Annotated in this window: 11 protein-coding genes; 8 read left to right on the top strand and 3 right to left on the bottom strand. The window is 44.6% G+C overall.

Features of this window, described 5'->3' with window-relative positions:
- Positions 1-84 precede the first annotated feature (84 nt).
- The 3 genes from AAE02nite_RS19825 to AAE02nite_RS19815 form a co-directional block, all read right to left on the bottom strand.
- Positions 85-2,406: a GAF domain-containing protein gene (locus AAE02nite_RS19825; protein ID WP_146901965.1), complete on the bottom strand. Its 2,322-nt coding sequence runs from the start codon at positions 2,404-2,406 to the stop codon at positions 85-87.
- Positions 2,407-2,642: 236 nt separating this feature from the next.
- A complete protein-coding gene (locus AAE02nite_RS19820) occupies positions 2,643-3,530 on the bottom strand; it encodes a T9SS type A sorting domain-containing protein (protein WP_146901962.1) in 888 nt (295 codons plus the stop codon).
- Positions 3,531-4,272: 742 nt separating this feature from the next.
- Positions 4,273-5,304 carry a glycoside hydrolase family 43 protein gene (locus AAE02nite_RS19815; RefSeq protein WP_146901959.1) on the bottom strand — a complete coding sequence of 344 codons (1,032 nt, stop codon included), beginning with the start codon at positions 5,302-5,304 and terminating at the stop codon, positions 4,273-4,275.
- A gap of 435 nt (positions 5,305-5,739) precedes the next feature.
- On the opposite strand from AAE02nite_RS19815, the gene AAE02nite_RS19810 reads away from it, so the two are divergent.
- The 8 genes from AAE02nite_RS19810 (at position 5,740) to AAE02nite_RS19775 (ending at position 19,155) form a co-directional block, all read left to right on the top strand.
- On the top strand, positions 5,740-6,201 hold the full coding sequence (locus AAE02nite_RS19810) for a (2Fe-2S)-binding protein (protein ID WP_146901956.1): 462 nt from the start codon (positions 5,740-5,742) through the stop codon (positions 6,199-6,201).
- 3 nt (positions 6,202-6,204) lie between these two features.
- Complete coding sequence (locus AAE02nite_RS19805; RefSeq protein ID WP_146901953.1) at positions 6,205-8,355, top strand: xanthine dehydrogenase family protein molybdopterin-binding subunit; 2,151 nt, start codon at positions 6,205-6,207, stop codon at positions 8,353-8,355.
- A 195-nt stretch (positions 8,356-8,550) separates the two neighbouring features.
- Positions 8,551-9,435 carry an aminotransferase class IV gene (locus AAE02nite_RS19800; RefSeq protein ID WP_146901950.1) on the top strand — a complete coding sequence of 295 codons (885 nt, stop codon included), beginning with the start codon at positions 8,551-8,553 and terminating at the stop codon, positions 9,433-9,435.
- Between the two features lie 670 nt (positions 9,436-10,105).
- Complete coding sequence (locus tag AAE02nite_RS19795; protein WP_146901947.1) at positions 10,106-12,277, top strand: PKD domain-containing protein; 2,172 nt, start codon at positions 10,106-10,108, stop codon at positions 12,275-12,277.
- Positions 12,278-12,989: 712 nt separating this feature from the next.
- Positions 12,990-13,457, top strand: a complete 468-nt coding sequence (locus AAE02nite_RS19790; RefSeq protein WP_246151193.1) for a GbsR/MarR family transcriptional regulator — start codon at positions 12,990-12,992, stop codon at positions 13,455-13,457.
- Between the two features lie 69 nt (positions 13,458-13,526).
- Positions 13,527-14,879 carry a TolC family protein gene (locus AAE02nite_RS19785; RefSeq protein WP_246151192.1) on the top strand — a complete coding sequence of 451 codons (1,353 nt, stop codon included), beginning with the start codon at positions 13,527-13,529 and terminating at the stop codon, positions 14,877-14,879.
- A 13-nt stretch (positions 14,880-14,892) separates the two neighbouring features.
- Positions 14,893-15,942: an efflux RND transporter periplasmic adaptor subunit gene (locus tag AAE02nite_RS19780; protein WP_146901944.1), complete on the top strand. Its 1,050-nt coding sequence runs from the start codon at positions 14,893-14,895 to the stop codon at positions 15,940-15,942.
- A 39-nt stretch (positions 15,943-15,981) separates the two neighbouring features.
- Positions 15,982-19,155: an efflux RND transporter permease subunit gene (locus AAE02nite_RS19775; RefSeq protein WP_146901941.1), complete on the top strand. Its 3,174-nt coding sequence runs from the start codon at positions 15,982-15,984 to the stop codon at positions 19,153-19,155.
- Positions 19,156-19,259 lie beyond the last annotated feature (104 nt).

The raw sequence follows: 19,259 nt of genomic DNA, 5'->3' as shown, positions 1-19,259 counted from the left end.
TTAAAATACGCCCTATCGGCAATATAGTATTCACTATCTTGTGTCCTACCCAGCTCATAATGACTAACTACTAACTTCTCCCTATCACAGCTTTACTTTTACCCGGATGGCTTTCAGGCCGCTGACGCCTTGCATCTCTTCCAGGTCCAGGTATTCTACTTCGCGGGTTAGCAGGTTAATATTCTGGAGGTAATCAATATAGTCTTTGTATTCGTTGGCTTCGCGGCCCTGGGAATACACAATGGCAATGCTGCCGGGTTGCGTCAGGCGTTCGCGGGTCCCCACCACGGTGGCTTTATCTATCCGCTTTTTTACAATCTCGTACCGGATATTATAGGCACCATCCACATCAAATTTACGTTCGTCGCGCCGGAACCGGATGGCTAATGGTTGGCTGTAAATCAGAATAAGCTGGGTCGTTTCCAGGGGCATGGGCAGCTTTGGTTTTAACTCTGCCGCTTTGCGGGCGATACCGCATACGGTCATTAATTGCCAGAGGCGCAGATTTCTTAAAAATACAAGATCGAAATGCCGGTTTTCGGCAATGGAGGCACCTACATAAATATTAAACTCTACGCCATCGGTTTTATATTTCTCGAAATAATGCGGGTACATCTGCTGGGCTTTGGCTTCTTCGGCCTCCAGGTAATCCGAAATGGTTTCGTTAATAAGAGTCAGGCTGGTTTCAAAATCTTTCCGTCGCTTGTATAACACGCCTAAATGCGGATCCATGGCCGCGCGGTAAGCCTGAATGGCTGGACGCAACGTTGGATTATTGCTTTGTAAATATTCGAAAATAGGCTCGACATGTTTTTGAATTACTTCGAAGATGGCGGCTTCGTCTTCGGACAAGACGTTCCGACGCAGCTTACGCAGATTTTTTGAAACGTAAAATATTAACTCTTCCAGAATAGGCAGCGGCTGTAAAGTAATGGCCTTTTTCAGCACTTTTTCTACCATGCGCAGGTGTTCTATTAAGTCACCCTGTATGGCTTTATTGCGCTCTGTAGAAGAACTCCGGATATCCGATACGGCAAAAAGGGGGTAGACATCCTGAAATACAATCGGCTCAATTTCGGTTTGGATGCCGCTTTCCTGGAGTTCCAGTAAATTAAGGGCCGCCTCTTTAAACCGCCATTCCATTACCGGGTGAATGGCCGTAAACTTTTCTTTAATTACGCTTTGAATGCGGCTTTCCAGGTTCTCGGCGTTGCGTTTTACTGCCGCTTCAAAGTGGGGCAGAAATTGCTGCATTTTAGCCAGCGAAAAGCTGTTTAAATCGCCGGCATACGGCGAACCTAATTCAATAATGCCGAAAACCTGGTTTTCGTAACGGAGCAAAGCCAGAATAATGCTGCGAATACCAATTTTTGAAATTTCGGCGCCCACGCCATCCGGCAGCGATGCCTTGTCAATATCTTCTGCCACCAACGGATCACCCTCGGCCAAGAGTTTATCATAAACCGCTTTAAACGTAACCGAGTTGGTAGGCCCATCGGTCTGCGGAATCAAAAAGCTGTGGTTGATTTTCCGGCCCAAATTTACAAAAGTATTTTTGCGGCTATGAAAAGCGGCTAAACCTAACTGCAAGTGGGGCCGGTTAAAAAATATTCTGATTTTTTCCTGCAGTTGTTCAAAGCGGTCGGGTGCTATTAAAACGTCTTTTTCGAGCAAATCCAGTTTTATTGACGACAAAGTTTCCTGCTCCGTTACGTCAACCAGTTCCATCACGTAAAATCCTGCGAACTCAAAATTAGCCGGCGGAATAAATTGCCGCCACAAGTCCAGATCTTCCACGTTGCTTAACAACAGGCGAATATCCGGATCGGAAAGCTTGGGGAGATCACCGTTATGTTTTACCTGCAGAAAAGTATTATTTAATGATACCCGGTAATGCCGGTACAAGCCCAGCGCATAATCGGGCACTGTGAATATTAAGGGTTCCTCGGCGGGTACGGGAAAGTGGTAGCATTTATTTAAAATAAACAAAAAAGCCAGCCGGATATTCAGGTTTAGCATTTTTTGCTTATCTATATTAAGCGGTCGCTTTAACTCATTGTTCTCGCTGATAAATATTTCCCGGAACTTTGGTGTTTGGTAAAAGCTGGTATTTAGGAAAGGCGTAAGGGCACCGCTGATTTCGGATTCCCAGGTGGCCGGCGGGAAGATCGCCGTCATCATAATTTCGATAATATCTTCGTGGGCAGCCAGAAAAGATTGGTTGAGAATAGGCTCCAGCAGTTCCGGTGATTTTTCGAGTTGCTTGGTAATGGCCCTGGCAAAAAGCGAGATACCCCGGTTGTCGTCGTTTATTTTTGATTCCCAATACCGGATGAGCGGCACAAAACTTAAAGAAGTCCGAAATGGAAAAGTTTTAAAAGGTAAACGGGCATCGGGGTTTTTCATACAGGTTTAAAAGTCTTCAAGACAACAGGCAACGGTGTGATAAGTTATCGAAAAGGAGCAAGTTTTTTGCACAACCACGCTACATTGCAAATCAAATATGAATTTGGTTGATAACGGGCTATAACTTACTGGTAATCCTTTAACGCTAAACTAATAGGTTCGTTTCTGGGCCGCCGCCATTAAAAAAGCCGGTTAATTTACATAACCGGCTTCGCTTAAAAATGTAAATAGTAATCTTATTTTTTGAGGAAGCGCTCCGTCGCACTACCGGAACCACTGGTAATTTTATAGAAATAAAGTCCGCTTTTCAGTTCACTCAAATTTAGTTCTAGAAAGTATCTGCCTGGTTCGCGGTTTAGGTTCAGCAGATTACGAATGGTTCTCCCTTGTTCATCCAGCAAATCAATGGTTACTTTCCCTTTCACTTTAACCACATATTCCAGGGTTGCTTTGGCAGTAACCGGGTTCGGATAAAGCCGGTTTTCACTTGTGGCAGCGTTAAAATTATCAGTAATAGGTTGGTTTACCTCCCAAAGCAGGAAAGTTACTGGCCGGAAATATCCCTCTAAAAACCGGTTGTGGTAAGGGTGTGGCACATCTTTATGTAACCGGTTGGAATTTGGTTTAGACGGGTTATTTTCGTGGTATTTCCGGGTAATAGCCGCTAATTCTTTTCGCCAGGCTTCGGCCGGAGCAGCTACTTCTTTATACAAAGCCTGAATTTGGGTGTTGTATTTCTGCGCTAAGGCGCGGGCTTCGGTTCTTATCCTTTGGGATTCTGCCCGTAAGTTCTGCAATTGGGTTTTCTGCTCTTCGGTCAGGCTGCGGTTACCGGGTGGCCGCTGCGCCCGAAAGTTATCGCGGTATAATGCGGCTTGTTTGCGGGCGGCTGCCGCTTGTGTTCTTAATTCGCGAATTTGCTTTTTATCGCCGGAAGAAAGCTGTTGTTCCAGTTTTTGGCGTTGCTGCTGCATTACCGGGGTAATATTTTTCTGCACGTATGCTTTTAACTCAGCATGCATTTCCTGATTTAAACGGTGGTGGCCGCGTCTGCCGGTTTGGGCAAAACTCAGCCCTACCCAAAGGTTTAATAGGAATAACAAGGGTAATATTCTGTTTCTCATAGCAGTAGTTTTGGCTTAAGAATTAATTTAATCTTTGATGAATTTAGCAGGAAAAGGTTTAAGCCTGCTGGCGAGATTTTGTTTGGTTTATTGGTGGCTAAAAGGCGGGTTTGTTTAGCTACTGCAATTTTCTCTAATCCTACGGGTAAACGCCAAAAATCAAAAAATATCAGTTGCCAAGTTCACTACCTGAAAAAAATAATCAGGCAAGGTAATTTTGATTACAGCCCAACCTAAGGTTAGGATTATAACACAAACAAAGAACCCTGTTATGATAGAAAAATCAATTGTATAGAAAGGGAAGTAGGTAAAAAAAGCTATTACCAATAGAGGTAGAACAGGCTATTAATGCAGTCGAAGCCGCTAAAAAAGCTGGCGTAAGTAAAATTATTATCAATGTATCCGCCAGGCTCGGCAGGGTGCCTATATAGTACATTTTAGACCAATATTACCATCGAAGAAGCCATTATCACTTCCCAAAATAATATTCACTAAAATAATTTTTGTTTAAAGAGGCTATTACCAATTAAAGTTATCATCCGCTATCACTAAAATGCCTTTAACCGGACCAATCAGTGCTGTGATTGCTTATAAACAGTTTAGCTTTTTATAAAGCTGCAGCCGGTCCAGACCAGAAATATTTAGGGTTAACCTGTAATTCCTTGTCCGGAGCGGCTGCAGCTTTTTCAAATGAAAGCGCGGGTCTTTTTACCCCGACTTATTACGTATACTCTAAACCAATTTATTTTAACGGTTTACGGGCCACGCCTTCGTTGGTAATTTTAATTGGTTTAATCAGGCCCTTTTCATCAAAATACATTTTATCGATGCAGGTTACGCGGTGGTTGGCGTCGGTTTCGCCGAGTGGCCGCCGGTGGTACACCATGTACCAGTCATCTTTACCAGGCGTTTGAATAACCGAGTGGTGACCGGCGCCGGTAGCAATCTGCGGATCCTGCTGCAGAACTTTCCCAACCCGCTCAAAGGGGCCAAACGGTGAATCGGCCACTGCGTATGCCACCGAATAGTTAGGACCGGTCCAGCCGCCTTCCGACCACATAAAGTAATATTTACCATTGCGGACAAACATAATCGGGCCTTCTACATAATTGGCCGGGGTAATCTCTTTATATATTTTGCCGTCTTCAAAGGGCAGGAAACCGGTAAAATCGTTTTTCAGCTTCGCAATATTGCAGTGCCGCCAGCCGCCGTAAATTAAATAATATTGTCCGTCTTTGTCTTTAAACACAAATTGATCGATGGGCTGGGCACCGTTGTGAAATTTATCGACGAGCGGTTTACCCAGCAAATCTTTAAAAGGCCCGGCCGGATTGTCGGCTACGGCTACGCCAATGCCTCCTAACTGCTGATCGTTCTGAATATCGTTTGCTCCGAAAAACAGGTAATATTTCTTGTCTTTCTCTATAACGGCCGGCGCCCATAGCGCTCTTTTGGCCCATTTTACCTGCGTTGTATCAATAATCCGGCTGTGCTTCGTCCAGTTTACCAAATCCGGCGACGAAAACGCATCCATCAAAACCTGTTGGTTATAAGGGGCAGAATAGGTGGGATAGATCCAATATTTTTTACCAAAAATTACGCCTTCAGGATCGGCGTACCAGCCCGGAAATACCGGATTGCCCGAATAGTTTTTCTGGGTTCCGGTTTTTGCTTTTTTAGGCTCTTTGGTTGCCTGCGCGTTACTCGGGTGCCAGGCTATGCCGCTTAAAATTACAGATAATCCTAAAGCTGGTATTAATTTTTTGAGGTGCATAATAGAGAAATATATCAGAAGTAAACTTAATGGTTGTTCTTAAAACGCGACAAGTTGTTAATTTATCTGCCAATATTAAAAGTTACGGGCTTAATTTTTGCCTTTTGTTTATAGTCAAAAATTATAACCGATAATTTTACTTTGCGCTGTCTGGTACCGTAAACAATATATTATTAATAATAGTTGGTTAGTTAGCTGGTTCCGGAAAATACTGGTTTGAATTCATCGGGCATAAATTCCTGCGCAAAAACGGAAGAAAAAATCTTCTTATGGCTGAATTTAAAATATTGGTTTACTGTTATTTGGACAATAAGCAAAAATAGATTATTTTTAATCTGGCAGCATCTTTCATCCTGTAAACTCATTTTTAATCTGTTTACCGCGTTTTATTTTTAAATTTTTATAATTTAGCTAAAATTTAACTACCTCATTATTATGGCCCAGTATAAGTTGCAGATTAACGGCCGGACCTACCAGGCCGATGTAGAGCCGGATACCCCGCTTTTGTGGGTATTGCGCGATAACCTTGGTTTGGTTGGTACCAAATACGGCTGCGGCATTGCCCAATGTGGTGCCTGTACCGTGCACATTAACGGCGAAGCTACCCGTTCGTGTGTTTTACCAGTATCGGCAGTAGCGGCATCCAAAATAACGACGGTTGAAGGCTTGTCGGAGAAAGGAACCCACCCGGTGCAGGTGGCCTGGGACGAAGTGGATGTGGCCCAGTGCGGTTATTGCCAGGCCGGCCAGATGATGACGGCGGCGGCTTTACTTAAAAAGAATCCGAAACCAAGCGCCGCCGAAATAGACGCAGCCATGAATGGAAATATTTGCCGTTGCGGTACGTACCACCGCATTCGCGAAGCCGTTAAGTTAGCCTCCACTAAAATGTCTTAAGCCATGTCCTCGACTATAAATAATAACAGCAGAAGGAATTTTTTGAAAGTTGGCGCATTTGCCGGTGGCGGTTTGCTGCTGGGCTTTAACTGGAGCACCGCCGAAGCCGCCGGAACCGCAGTACTGAATGGTACCTCAGTAGCTGCCGGTGGCGTTGAGTTTAACAGCTATTTATCGATTGCGGCCGATGGGGTAATTACCATTTTATCGCCGAACCCCGAAATTGGCCAGAATATTAAAACCTCTTTCCCGATGATTGTGGCGGAGGAACTGGATGCCGACTGGTCTAAAATAAAAGTGGTGCAGGCTGCTTTGGATAACAAGAAATTTGAAAGGCAATTAACCGGCGGGAGCGGGGCCGTACCCCACTCCTGGAAACGTTTGCGCAACGCCGGGGCCACCGCACGTCATCTACTTGTAGAAGCGGCGGCCAATCGTTTAAAAGTACCGGCCTCGTCGTTAACCACCGATAAAGGTATGGTTATTCACGCCGCCAGCGGCAAAAAAATCAGTTACGGCGATTTAGCCGTGGACGCATCTAAATTACCCGCACCCGCCGAAGTAAAGCTGAAAGACCGCAAAGATTTTAAACTGATTGGTAAAGCCGTTCGGAACGTAGATAACAAAGAAATATTAACCGGTAAGCCGCTTTACGGTCTGGACGTTTACCGCGAAGGAATGCTGATTGCCATGATCCAGCGCCCGAAAGCTTTCGGCCTGAAATTAAAATCAGTAGATACAGCTGCGGTTAAAGCCATGCCGGGCATTGTGGATGTGGTTACGTTTAACAACAACGTAGCGGTGGTGGGGAAATCTACCTGGCAGGTTAAAAAAGCCAAAGATGCATTAAAAATTGAGTACGAAAAAGACGGTAACCTGGAAAGTACCTCGGACCACGACCGGATTTTTCAGGAATTATTAAACAAACCGGATGCGACCGTGCGCCGGAAAGACGGCGACGTGGAAGCGGCTTTTAAAAATGCTGCCAAGGTGATTAAGAGCGAGTACCAGTGTCCGTTTTTACCGCACAGCCCGCTGGAGCCCATGAATTTTTTTGCGCACGTAAAAGAAGACAGTGTTGAACTTATTGGCCCTACGCAAACCCCGGACCAGGCGCGCAATGCGGCATCTAAAATAACCGGTATTCCCGCCGAAAAAATTACCCTGGAATTAACCCGGATGGGTGGCGCTTTTGGCCGCCGGCTGATGGCCGATTTTGTGTCCGAAGCGGTAGAGGTATCTAAGTTGGTAAAAGCGCCCGTAAAGTTAATGTGGACCCGCGAAGATGACCTGACCGGTGGTTATTACCGGCCGGCCGTTCGTTACCGGTTTGAGGCTGCTTTGGATACCAAAGGTAATTTAATCGGCTATAAACTGCGGGGCGTGGGCATGAACACCGGCAACTCAACCCGTGAGAATAACTTTCCATCCGGCGCCGTTGACAACCTTTTGATTGATTCGGTAGAACACAAATCGCCGATTTCCACCGCACCGTGGCGGGCACCAATTACTAACTTTTTAGCTTTTGCTGAGCAATCATTCCTGGACGAAGTAGCCCAGGCCGCCGGGAAAGACCCCGTGCAGTTCCGGTTAGAACTACTCGATAAGGCGAAAAAAGCTCCGGTAGGAGACATTAAATACGACATTGACCGCATGAAAGGCGTTATTAATTTAGCAGCCGAAAAGGCAGGTTGGGGTAAAAAGAAAGGCGTTTACCAGGGCTTTAGTGTTTATTTTTCGCATGCTTCTTACGTAGCACAGGTAGGCGAAGTGGCTCTGGTAAAAGGCAAACCCGTATTGAAGAAGGTTTATGCCGCTGGCGATTGCGGGCAGGTAGTAAACTTAAGTGGTGCCCGCCAGCAGGTAATGGGCGGCATTGTAGACGGTATCGGCCACGCCATGTTTGGCAACCTCACTTTTAAAGAAGGGGCACCGCAGCAAAATAACTTTCATAATTACCGTTTAATCCGGCTGACCGAAGTACCGGAAGTGGAGGTGCATTTTGTTGATAACGGCATTGACCCAACTGGCTTAGGCGAACCGGCTTTGCCGCCAACCGGTGCGGCGGTAGCCAACGCTATTTTTAAAGCCACTAAAAAACGGTTGCGAAACCAGCCTTTTATCGAGCAGGAGCCTTTTAAAGGTGTTTCTTAATTTACATTAAAAATAACCAGGAGCCCGCAGTAATTTTACTGCGGGCTTTTTCTTTTAAACCCACCGGTAAATTACCAGTATAAAGCTTTTTCAGGTTTGACTCCTGAACCTGAAAACATAATTATCAGGCGCAGGAACTTGGTGCTATCTGAAATATTGATTTGCTTTTAAAATCAGCTAAATTATTGTTTTGCTATGTCCGCAAATATCCAGTTACCAACCGATACAGGATTGTATGTTTTTGTAAACAACCAGATTATTCCTTCTACCGAAGCTTATTTGCATATCAGCGATTTGGCTATTCAGCGGGGATACGGCATTTTCGATTTCTTCAAGGTAAAACAGACACATCCTTATTTTATAAATGATTATTTAGACCGATTTTACCATTCGGCGACCCAGATGAATTTAATGGTTCCGGTGGCACAGGATGTACTGAAAACTATTATTCGGGAATTAACCACTAAGAATAATTTAGCTGAATCCGGGGTAAAAATGGTGCTAACCGGTGGCTATTCGGCGGATGGTTACCAGCCTGGCACTCCGAACTTAATAATAACCCAGCAGCCTTTTTCGCTGCCCACCCAGGCGCAGTACCAGACCGGCATTAAAATAATAACCCATGAATACGTGCGGGAATTACCGACTGCCAAAACCATTAACTACACCATGGGTATCCGCTTAATTCAAGAGATAAAAGACAGTGGCGCCGATGATGTTTTATACCACCAAGCTGGTGCAGTTTCGGAATTTCCCCGCTGTAATTTTTTTATTGTGCGCCAGGATGATACCGTGGTTACGCCGGCCGAAAACGTACTCTTGGGCGTTACCCGGAAGAATGTGTTAGCCCTTGCTGCAACGCGGTTTAAATTTGCAGAAGAACCGGTGACTCTAAAAGATATTTATGAAGCCAAAGAAGCCTTCCTGACCAGCACCACCAAAAGAGTGTTACCCATTGTGCAAATAGACGATAAAATTATTGGGAACGGCAAACCCGGCCGCGTTACGCAGGCGCTGTTACAAGATTTAATTTCCTTGGAAGATAAAGAGCTAGCAGAGACCGGAGGGAGGATGAAATAATTCCTGCCCTTTCTTTAAATAGGGTTATTTTATATTTTAATTGCCGGCCAAAAGAGGAAAAATAAAGCTTTATTTTTAGCTTGGTAATGCATTGCGCTTAATCTTTATTCCGGATTGCCAACACCGGCTGCCCCATTGGCGTTGATTTAGCTTTTGGACATTAGTTACTGGTCTTTTTTATATTGATGTAATCCCTTTTAGTATTTACTTCGGTCCGCGAAAATTGGTGAGGCGGTATTATTCTAGGCCAGCGGTTACTAATAGCGACTCATTTTAAAATGATATTAATTATTCTGGTTCAAGCGTCCGCTTAGACTTTTTCTACATCTTCTAAATAAAGCCTCCTTACTCTTTCTCCTAATACTATCAGGTGCATTCCTGTCTATTCTGCTAGTGCCAATATTCTGCAAGCACCTTTCCTAATCCTGGGGAGAAATTACCTAAATATTTGTAAAAATTTTTACAGCCGGGCAACCCTTCTGTAATCCGGCTTGTCTTAGCCGCAAAGACGAATATTAAAACCAGATAACATGATTGTAAAAACCAGCATACTCGAAGGCGCGGTAGTAAAACAATGCCGGCCGCAGCGGCATATCCGGCAGCTTTTGCAACCACCACGACCTCAAATTTAAAATCCGAGTTAAACACCAAAACCTAACCTAATAAAACTATGAAAACACCAAAATCTTTTTCGCTGGCTGGTTCTCCAGCCAAGCCCGTTACCATTATACCATTTCAAGCTCTAAAAATTAGCGATCGATTCTTTTCCCTGACCCGGCAATGGCGGTTTGTGCTACTGGCATTTCTGATTAGTTTAGTTAGTTGCGAAGAGCCGGAAACTGAAATTCCAAAACCAGTCCCGGAAAAAGGAACCGTAACGGCCCAGGCCGGACCGGATGTAACTATTCCGTTGAGCCAGCAGGTGTTAAACCTGGATGCCAGCGCCTCTAAAGACAGCCAGCAAAAACCGCTTACTTTTGCCTGGGCAGTTACCCGGCAACCCCAAAACAGCCATGCCAGTTATTTAACTAATCCAAACCAGGTAAATCCAACTTTTAATGTAGATGTGGTGGGTGAGTACGAGTTAGAAGTTACGGTTTCCAGCGAAAACGGGCAAAGTAAAGATAAGCTGGTGGTAACGGTAACCAACAACGGTACCCCGCTGGTGCTGGAAAGCTATATTCCCGGCGACCGCACCCTTACCAATATTGAGCCCGACCCCACCAAAGCTGATTATTTTGTGCCAAAAAGTGTAGAAGTTTTTGGGAAATTAACCATTGAACCCGGCGTGGTAGTAGAATTTGAGGCAGATACGGAGTTACACCTGAAAGGCGCCATTATTGCCAAAGGTACCGCCACCCAAAAAATTGTATTTACGGGCAAAATCAAACAAAGAGGCTTCTGGAAAGGACTGCTGATAGGCTCGGGATTCCAGACAAATGAGTTGGATTACGTAGAAGTAGCTTATGCCGGCAGTAGCCCGATGCAGCAATTTCATTCCAATATTAAAACCAACGTAGGTATAGGTGGCCTGGCGCTTACAAAAATCACCAATTCGTCGTTTGTAAGTGGGGGCGGCTACGGCATGTATGTGTCCGGCAATTTAATGGTATTCGCTCATAATACTTTCCGCGATAATGCCTCTTTGCCGCTTTACATTACCGCTACGCAAGTACACAAACTGGATGCCGCATCTTCTTACAATACCGGTGAAAACCGGAAAACTATCGGCATCGGAGGCTCCATTCCTTTTAATTATGAAGTTACCTGGCCGGCCCCGGCCGATGGAACCCATTACTTAGCTTTAAGCGACTTAGAGTTTGAGGGTGGAGTAACCATTTCGCCGGGTGTTACCATTGAATTTACGGCCGATAAAGGTTTATACGTCAGGGGAAACAGCGGCTACCTGTCGGCGAAAGGTACCCCTACACAGCGGATTACCTTTACGGGTTTAGTTAAGAATAAGGGCTACTGGAAAGGCATTTCTTTTGCCGCATCTAAATACGAAAATCAATTAGATTACGTGGATGTAGCCTATGGGGGTAGTAGTAATTTAACCAATATGTCTGGCAATTTAAAAACAAATGTGTTGGTTTACGGCAAGCAGGGGAACGGTGTACCTGGTTATTTGAAGGTAGCCAACTCCACGTTTAACCACAGCGGTGGTTATGGCATGTACGTCGATTCCCCGTCGGGTTATTTACATGCTTTTGCCAATAATAGCTTCGGCCAGAATGCGGGCTCAGCGCTTTTTGTGCATGCCAACCAGGTGCATAAACTAGATGCCGCTTCGCGCTTGAACGACAATAATGGTTATAACGGAGTAGAAACGGCTGGCAGGGTTTATCAGGCAGAAGAGGTAACCTGGCCTATTTTTAACGATGGCGCAGCCTATCAGGTAACTGATGATCTGATATTTGAATCAGGCGTAAACATCCGGAATCACCGGAATGTGCTGACCGGATTTGCTTTTGCGGCTGATAAAGGGTTATACGTGAAAGGCGATGGTTACCTGAATGCCCATGGCAGCAGCAAAGCTGCTTTATTGGTTTTTAGTAGTAAAACCGGCGCTCCCTGGAAAGGTATCAGTATTGAATCGAACAGCGCCCAAAACCGGTTTAATTATGTTGTTATTAACCGGGCCGGGAGCAGCAACTTAAATGGTTTCGGCGATTTAACCAGTCTGGGCGTGCGCGGAACGGTAACCATCCTGAATTCAACTATTAAAAACAGTGCGGGTTACGGTATATTCGTTAAAAGAAGCGGGTCTGTTAACGCCGATGCTGCTACTTCGAACAGTTTCGAAAACAATGTAGAACCTAACTTTTATAAAGAGCAATAATTAATTGCTGGACTGTAAACCGAATTAAAACTGCCATCCTTAAGATAAAATAGAAGCAAACGTTAACCTGGGATATTTGAGGTTGAGCGGTTCCTGAAGTATTCTGGGTTAAGAGGGTTACTTTTTCTGTGGGCACTATTAAGGTAAACTTTCGGGTTATCTTAATAGTGCCCACAATTTATGTATCAGCCCAGAGCACCAGAAGGTAATATTTTTATAAGCTTTTAACATACCGGTTAACCATGAGTAACCTGTTTAAACTGAGATTTAATAATTTAAGATGGAAAGCCAATATACCGTGAGTGGCTTAAAATATTTAATACCTAATTATGCAATTCTTTTAAAAATTACAAGGGAGCAAGTTTAGCGTATCTCCGGTATTGCTGGTTTAATCGAACGGAATTTCGGCTAAGGACAGAAAATTTAGTTATAATTATGTAAGGCAAGTTATTACTGACTTGTTAACAAGATAATATAGCCCTATTAGGTTATTTAATTCTTTATTTATTCCGCAGTTTACTTTTCTTAACATTTAAAAACTGACTATTTTTAACTTATATACTTGATTGTCAATAGATAATTCCTAATAATAAATTTATTATTTTTTTAGTTCATAAAATTATGAACTGACTGAACTATATGCTACCTTTGCGCCGTTAATAAAGGAAATACATGGAGAAGGAAAATGATTTTTAATTGTAAATCCAAAATAGTGCTGACGGATAAGCAAAAAACTTTAATTGAGAAGATAGGCATTAGCTACGAAAAAGAAGGTTTACAGCCCGTTGCAGCCCGTATTTCGGGTCTATTGTACGTGGCAGATAACCCGCATCTTACTTTCGACGAAATAACCGAAGCATTACAAATAAGCAAAAGTGCTACCAGCAATGGCATAAACCTGTTGCTGCAAATGCAGCGCATCGAATATATAACCTTTTCTGGTGACAGAAGACGCTATTTCCGGCTAAAGATTTCTAACTGGCGGGAAGAATTCAAACATAAAATTGAAGTGATGGCCGGTTTTAATTCGCTTATGCGGGAAGTACTGGCAATACGTACCAAAGAGACTCCTGAATACAATGAACGCATTAAAGAATTAGCGGATTTTCTAGACTATGTTTTCCAGCAACTGCCCCTGCTATTGCAGCAGTGGGATAAAGAAAAAAATAATAAGATCTAATTTTTTTGCTTTCCTAGTTCTTTTAATTCTGAACCTTTTATAATAAACAAAACTATTTTAAAACCAAACGTGAAAAAGAAAATTTTTTCCCTGGCCTTGATGCTAACTGCTTTTTGGCCGGCATTCTCACAGAATCAGCTACCAGCCGGTCGGCTTTCGATGCAGGATGCTATTAAGTTTGCCCTGGCTAACAACGAGAATATTAAAAAAGCGGCTTTGGATGAGCAAAGCGCCGAATACAAAATAAAAGAAACCAAAGGCTCCGGCTTGCCACAATTAAATGGCACCGGTCAGTTAAATACTTTTCCGGCATTAGCTACCCAATTATTGCCCGGCGAATTAGCCGGCCAGCCGGGTACCCTTATTCCGGTGCAGTTTGGTACCAAATACAACGTATCCGGAGGCCTGGACTTGCAGCAGTTAATTTTCAGTAAGTCGTTTTTTGTAGGATTGGAAGCGGCCAATACTACCCGCGAATTGTATGCTTTGCGCAAGCAGTTGAGTGAAGAACAAATTATTTACAACGTGGGCTCGGCGTATTTACAGTTGCTGCAAACGAAAGAGCAGTTTAATACCATTGATGCTAACTTTAACCGGCTGGAACAACTGGAAAAAATATTAAACCTGCAGTACCGCAACGATGTAGCTACCAAAGTACAGGTAAACCGGGTAACGGTTAGCAAAACCAATCTCGAAAACCAGCGCCAGACCCTTAATGCCGCTTTCGAACAACAAAAAAATGCCCTGAAGTTTTTTATGGGTTTACCCATGGATCAGGATATTCAGATTTCCGAGTCGGCTACGGTTTTAAATGAAGCCGTGCCGGTGCAAGACGATGCCAATGCCATTCTGGCCGACCGCATCGACTTTAAATTGCTGACTACCCAGAAATCGCTTTACAACTTAAATGTAAAGAATATTCAGGCCCGCTATTATCCGTCTCTTTCGGGTTTTGGTTCTTTCAGCACCAACGCGCAACGCAACCAGTTTAACTTTTTTGATAACAGCCAGCCCTGGTTTAAAGCGGTTACTTTAGGCGTACGTTTAAATATTCCTATTTTCGATGGCTTCCAGCGCCGCAACCAGATGCGCCAGGCCCAGATAGAAGTAGACAAAGTAGACCAGGATATTCAGTTGCTGACCCGCAATACCCAAATGGCGCTACTGAACGCCAATACTCAAATGAAAACCAGTTTATCTTCTATTCAGGCCCAGGAACGCAATGTGGCCCTGGCCCAGGAGGTTTACCGCAATACCAACGAATTGTATAAAGAAGGCTTATCGCCGCTGACCGAGTTACTCGATACCGAAGTGAACTTACGCGAAGCCCAAACGAATTTAAACAACGAAAGATTAAAATACCAGCTGGCGCAGCTGACCTATTTACAAGCAAAAGGAAATTTAAGAACCCTAATTAAGTAGTACATAACCCAAAATGAAAAAGATTATTTATATCATTATTGCTGTAGCCATTGTAGGATTTGGCGCTTACACGCTGGTAAATAATAAAAAAGAAATGGCGGCCGAAGCTGCCGTGGCCGAAATAAAAAGCGAAGCTATTTCGGTGCAGATAACCCAGCCCGAAGTTAGCAAACTCGACCGTTCTTTTACGGCTCAGGGTAATTTCGAGCCTATTCAAACGCTGGCTTTAATGTCAGAAACTTCCGGCCAGGTACAACGCGTACTGAAGCGCAAAGGCGACCGCGTAAGAAGAGGCGATTTGCTGTTGCAGGTAGAAGCCAATACCATGAGCGCCGATTTAGCTACCGCTCAGGCCAATTTCGAGAAAGCCCAACGCGATTTAGGCCGTTTCGAGAATTTAGCTGCCGGTGAAGCCATTACCAAACGGCAGTTAGAAGATGCCCGCTTAAATGTAAAAATTACGCAGGCCCAATTAGTAGCAGCCCGTCAGCGGGTAAACAAAACCCGTATCACTTCGCCCATTAACGGTGAAATAAACGAAATATACGTGGAAGTAGGATCTTACCTGGGTATGGCTACCAAGCTGTACGACATTGTAAACGTAGATCGCCTGAAGCTGAATGTGAAAGTAGACGAAGCCCAGGTATTGCTGGTTAAAAAAGGCGATAAAGTAAACGTGAAAGCCAATGCCGGCGCCGGCGAAGTACAAGGTACCGTAACTGCTATTGCCGCCCAAGCCGATAACTCTCTGAAATACGACGTGGAAATAGAAGTGAAAAACCCAGATAACAACAGCCTGCGGGCCGGTATGTACGGTACGGCTGCCTTTGATATTGCCGATTCCCGTGATGCGCTTTTATTGGCCCGGGAAGCACTGGTAGGTAGCGTACAGGACCCGGCGGTTTATGTGGTGGAAAATAATGTAGCCAAACTGAAGAAAATTAAAATTGGTAAAATTACCCAGGATAAAGTGGAAGTGCTGGAAGGCTTAGCCGCCGGCGAAAAGGTGGTACAAAGCGGCCAGATTAACCTGCGCGATGGCTTAAAAGTGAGCATTCTGTAAGCTGGGTTTTAAACCCAATATCAAGAGAAATAAAACAAGATGAATATTACAAAAGTATCTATACAACGGTCTACCCTGGTGGTGGTAGTGTTTACCGTTCTAACCTTACTGGGGGTAGTGTCTTACAACTCGTTAAACTACGAGTTGCTGCCTAAGTTCAGCCCCCCGGTGCTTACCATTACTACCCTTTATCCGGGTGCTTCGCCTTCTGAGGTAGAGAACTCGGTTACAAAGGAAATTGAAGACGCAATTTCTTCCCTGGAAAACGTAGAAAATATTAAAAGTACGTCCCAGGAAAGCTTCTCTATTATTGTTATCCAGTTAAAACAAGGTACCAACGTAGACTTAAGCTTACAGGATGCCCAACGGAAAGTAAATGCCATGCTGGCCCGTTTGCCCGAGGATGCGGATGCCCCTGCCCTGGGTAAATTCGACTTTGATGATTTACCCATCATGAACCTGGGTGCTACGGCCAACATGCCCGCTACCGAATTCTTCGACTTAATTGATAAACAGATTAAACCGCAGTTATCGCGGGCCCAGGGGGTAGCGCAGATTAAAATATTAGGTGGTCAGGAACGCGAGATTAAAGTTAACATGAACGCCAATAAGCTGGAAGCCTACGGCATCTCGGCGCTGCAGGTTATGCAGGCTATTCGCACATCTAACTTAGACTTCCCGACCGGCGAAATAAAAGATGCGAATGGCCAAACCCAGATTCGTCTGGCCGGTAAATTTCAGTCTTTAAATCAGTTGCAAAACCTGGTGGTGCGTCAGGATAACCGGGGTATTGTGCGCTTAAGCGATTTAGCCGAAGTACAGGATTCACAAAAAGATATTGATATACTCAACCGGGTAAATTCGAAACCTTCGGTAGGTATTACCATTCAGAAGCAATCAGATGCCAACGCGGTGGAAGTAAGTGAGCAAACCCGCGCCACGCTGGCTCAGCTCGAAAAAACCTATGCGAATGTGGGCCTGAAATTTAACATTGCCAACGATACCTCCATCTTTACGCTGGAGGCTGCCGATTCGGTAATGCACGATTTATTCCTGGCGGTAATATTAGTAGCTGTGGTAATGTTGTTGTTTTTGCACAGTTTACGGAACGCGATTATTGTAATGGTGTCCATCCCCGCCTCGTTGGTAGCTACTTTTATTGCCATTTATTTGTTCGGTTTCTCCCTTAACCTGATGTCGTTAATGGCAATTTCGCTGGTAGTAGGTATTCTGGTGGATGATGCCATTGTGGTAATTGAGAATATTTACCGGCACATGGAAATGGGTAAAAAGCCGGCGCAGGCTGCTTACGATGGAATCCGGGAAATTAGTGCTACTGTAACTTCCATTACCATGGTAATTGTGGTGGTGTTTGTGCCGCTGGCGCTTTCTACGGGTCTGGTTTCGGATATTCTGCGGCAGTTTGCCGTAGTGGTAGCCGTTGCAACCTTAATCAGTTTGTTTGTAGCCTTTACCTTAATTCCGTTACTGGCCAGCCGTTTCTCTAAGTTAGAGCATGTTTCAGACAAAAACTTATTTGGCCGCTTTATTCTGGCGTTTGAACGCTTCCTGGACCGGGTAATCGATGGTTTTACCAGTACCTTAAAGTGGTCTTTTAACCACAAAATTATTGTAATCGTCCTAACCATTGCGGCTTTTATTGGCTCGGTTATGCTGATTCCGGGTGGATTTATTGGTAGCGAATTTATTGGCGCCGGTGACCGCGGTGAGGTTAATTTCCAGTTAGAATTACCTAAAAATGCGACGGTAGAACAAACCAACCAGGCCACGATGCAATTTGAAAAATACTTAGGAAAATATCCCGAAGTAACCCGGGTATTTACCACGGTAGGTGCTACTGCTGCCTCGCAGCAAGGCCAGGGTACGGCTTATGAATCGGAGGTGTTCGTGGCTTTGGTGCCGGTAGAAAAACGTGGTTTCAGCACCGAGAAGTTTAGCCGGGTGGTGAAAGCCGATGTAGAAGGTCTGATTCCTGGCGTTAAAGTTACGCCGGTTCCGGTTGGTATGGTTGGTAACGCGCAAGCGCCTATCCAGATTGTATTGTCTGGTCCGAACCTGGATACTTTACTTTCTTTCTCCCAACGCGTAATGAACGAAGTAGTGCAGGTACCGGGTACTTCCGATGTAGAAACATCAGTTGAAGGTGGTAACCCGGAAATTGAAGTGCAGGTAGACCGCGACAAAATGGCCAGCCTGGGCTTAACCCTCGAAAGCGTGGGTGCCGGTATGCAGATTGCCTTTAGTGGCAATACCGATGCCGAATACCGCGAAGGCACGAACAACTACGATATCAACATCCGGTTAGATGAATTCGACCGCCGCAACGTAACCGATATTGCGAATTTATCATTCGTGAATAATACCGGACAAACCGTTCGTTTAGGTCAGTTTGCCGATATTAAACAATCATCGGGCCCCTCTAAACTGGAGCGTACCAACCGGGTAACTTCAGTTAACGTAAATTCGCAGGTAGTAGGTCGTCCGTCTGGTTCGGTAGGTGCCGAAATTCAGCAACGTTTAGCGGCTATTAAAATGCCACAGGGCGTAGGTATTACCTACGAAGGTAACCTGAAAAACCAATCCGAAGGTTTTGGTACGTTGGGAGTTGCTTTATTAGCCTCTATTATTTTCATGTACCTGATTATGGTGGGCTTGTACGACAGCTACGTGTATCCGTTTGTGGTATTGTTCTCAATTCCGCTGGCGATTATCGGAGCATTACTAGCACTGGCCTTGTCTTCCGAAACCCTGAGTATTTTCTCTATCCTGGGTATTATCATGATGATTGGCTTGGTAGCGAAGAACGCCATTATGGTGGTAGACTTTACGAACAAACTGAAGTCTGAAGGCGTGCCGGTAAAAGACGCGCTGGTTGAAGCCATCCGCATCCGTTTCCGCCCAATTCTGATGACCACGCTGGCGATGGTGATAGGTATGTTGCCGATTGCCTTAGCCGGTGGTGCCGTAGCGGCTTCTAAAAACGGTTTGGCCTGGGCCCTGATTGGTGGCTTGAGCAGTTCGATGTTCTTAACCCTGATTGTAGTGCCCATTATTTATTACCTCTTCGACCGTGTATTGGCGAAGTTTGGTTTAGATAAGAGCACCAAAATTGAGCTGGAAGAGAAAACCATGGAAGAACTGGAGCACGAAACTGCCCTGTTGGAAGAAAAGAAAATGGCGCATAGCTTTTAATCAGTAGCCTCTGTTTAAAGCAACCCGGTTGCGGCAATCGTATTAGTGCTGCAGCCGGGTTTTTTAAGGGTTAAAACTTATTTCCAACAAGTTATTCCAAAGCC

The sequence above is a fragment of the Adhaeribacter aerolatus genome (assembly GCF_007991635.1).
Taxonomy (GTDB): Bacteria; Bacteroidota; Bacteroidia; order Cytophagales; family Hymenobacteraceae; genus Adhaeribacter; species Adhaeribacter aerolatus.
This window is presented reverse-complemented; position numbering and strand designations above follow the sequence as displayed.

Coding starts and splice junctions, on each gene's coding strand:
- AAE02nite_RS19825 (WP_146901965.1), bottom strand. CDS start 2,406: ATGAAAAACCCCGATGCCCGTTTACCTTTTAAAACTTTTCCATTTCGG.
- AAE02nite_RS19820 (WP_146901962.1), bottom strand. CDS start 3,530: ATGAGAAACAGAATATTACCCTTGTTATTCCTATTAAACCTTTGGGTA.
- AAE02nite_RS19815 (WP_146901959.1), bottom strand. CDS start 5,304: ATGCACCTCAAAAAATTAATACCAGCTTTAGGATTATCTGTAATTTTA.
- AAE02nite_RS19810 (WP_146901956.1), top strand. CDS start 5,740: ATGGCCCAGTATAAGTTGCAGATTAACGGCCGGACCTACCAGGCCGAT.
- AAE02nite_RS19805 (WP_146901953.1), top strand. CDS start 6,205: ATGTCCTCGACTATAAATAATAACAGCAGAAGGAATTTTTTGAAAGTT.
- AAE02nite_RS19800 (WP_146901950.1), top strand. CDS start 8,551: ATGTCCGCAAATATCCAGTTACCAACCGATACAGGATTGTATGTTTTT.
- AAE02nite_RS19795 (WP_146901947.1), top strand. CDS start 10,106: ATGAAAACACCAAAATCTTTTTCGCTGGCTGGTTCTCCAGCCAAGCCC.
- AAE02nite_RS19780 (WP_146901944.1), top strand. CDS start 14,893: ATGAAAAAGATTATTTATATCATTATTGCTGTAGCCATTGTAGGATTT.
- AAE02nite_RS19775 (WP_146901941.1), top strand. CDS start 15,982: ATGAATATTACAAAAGTATCTATACAACGGTCTACCCTGGTGGTGGTA.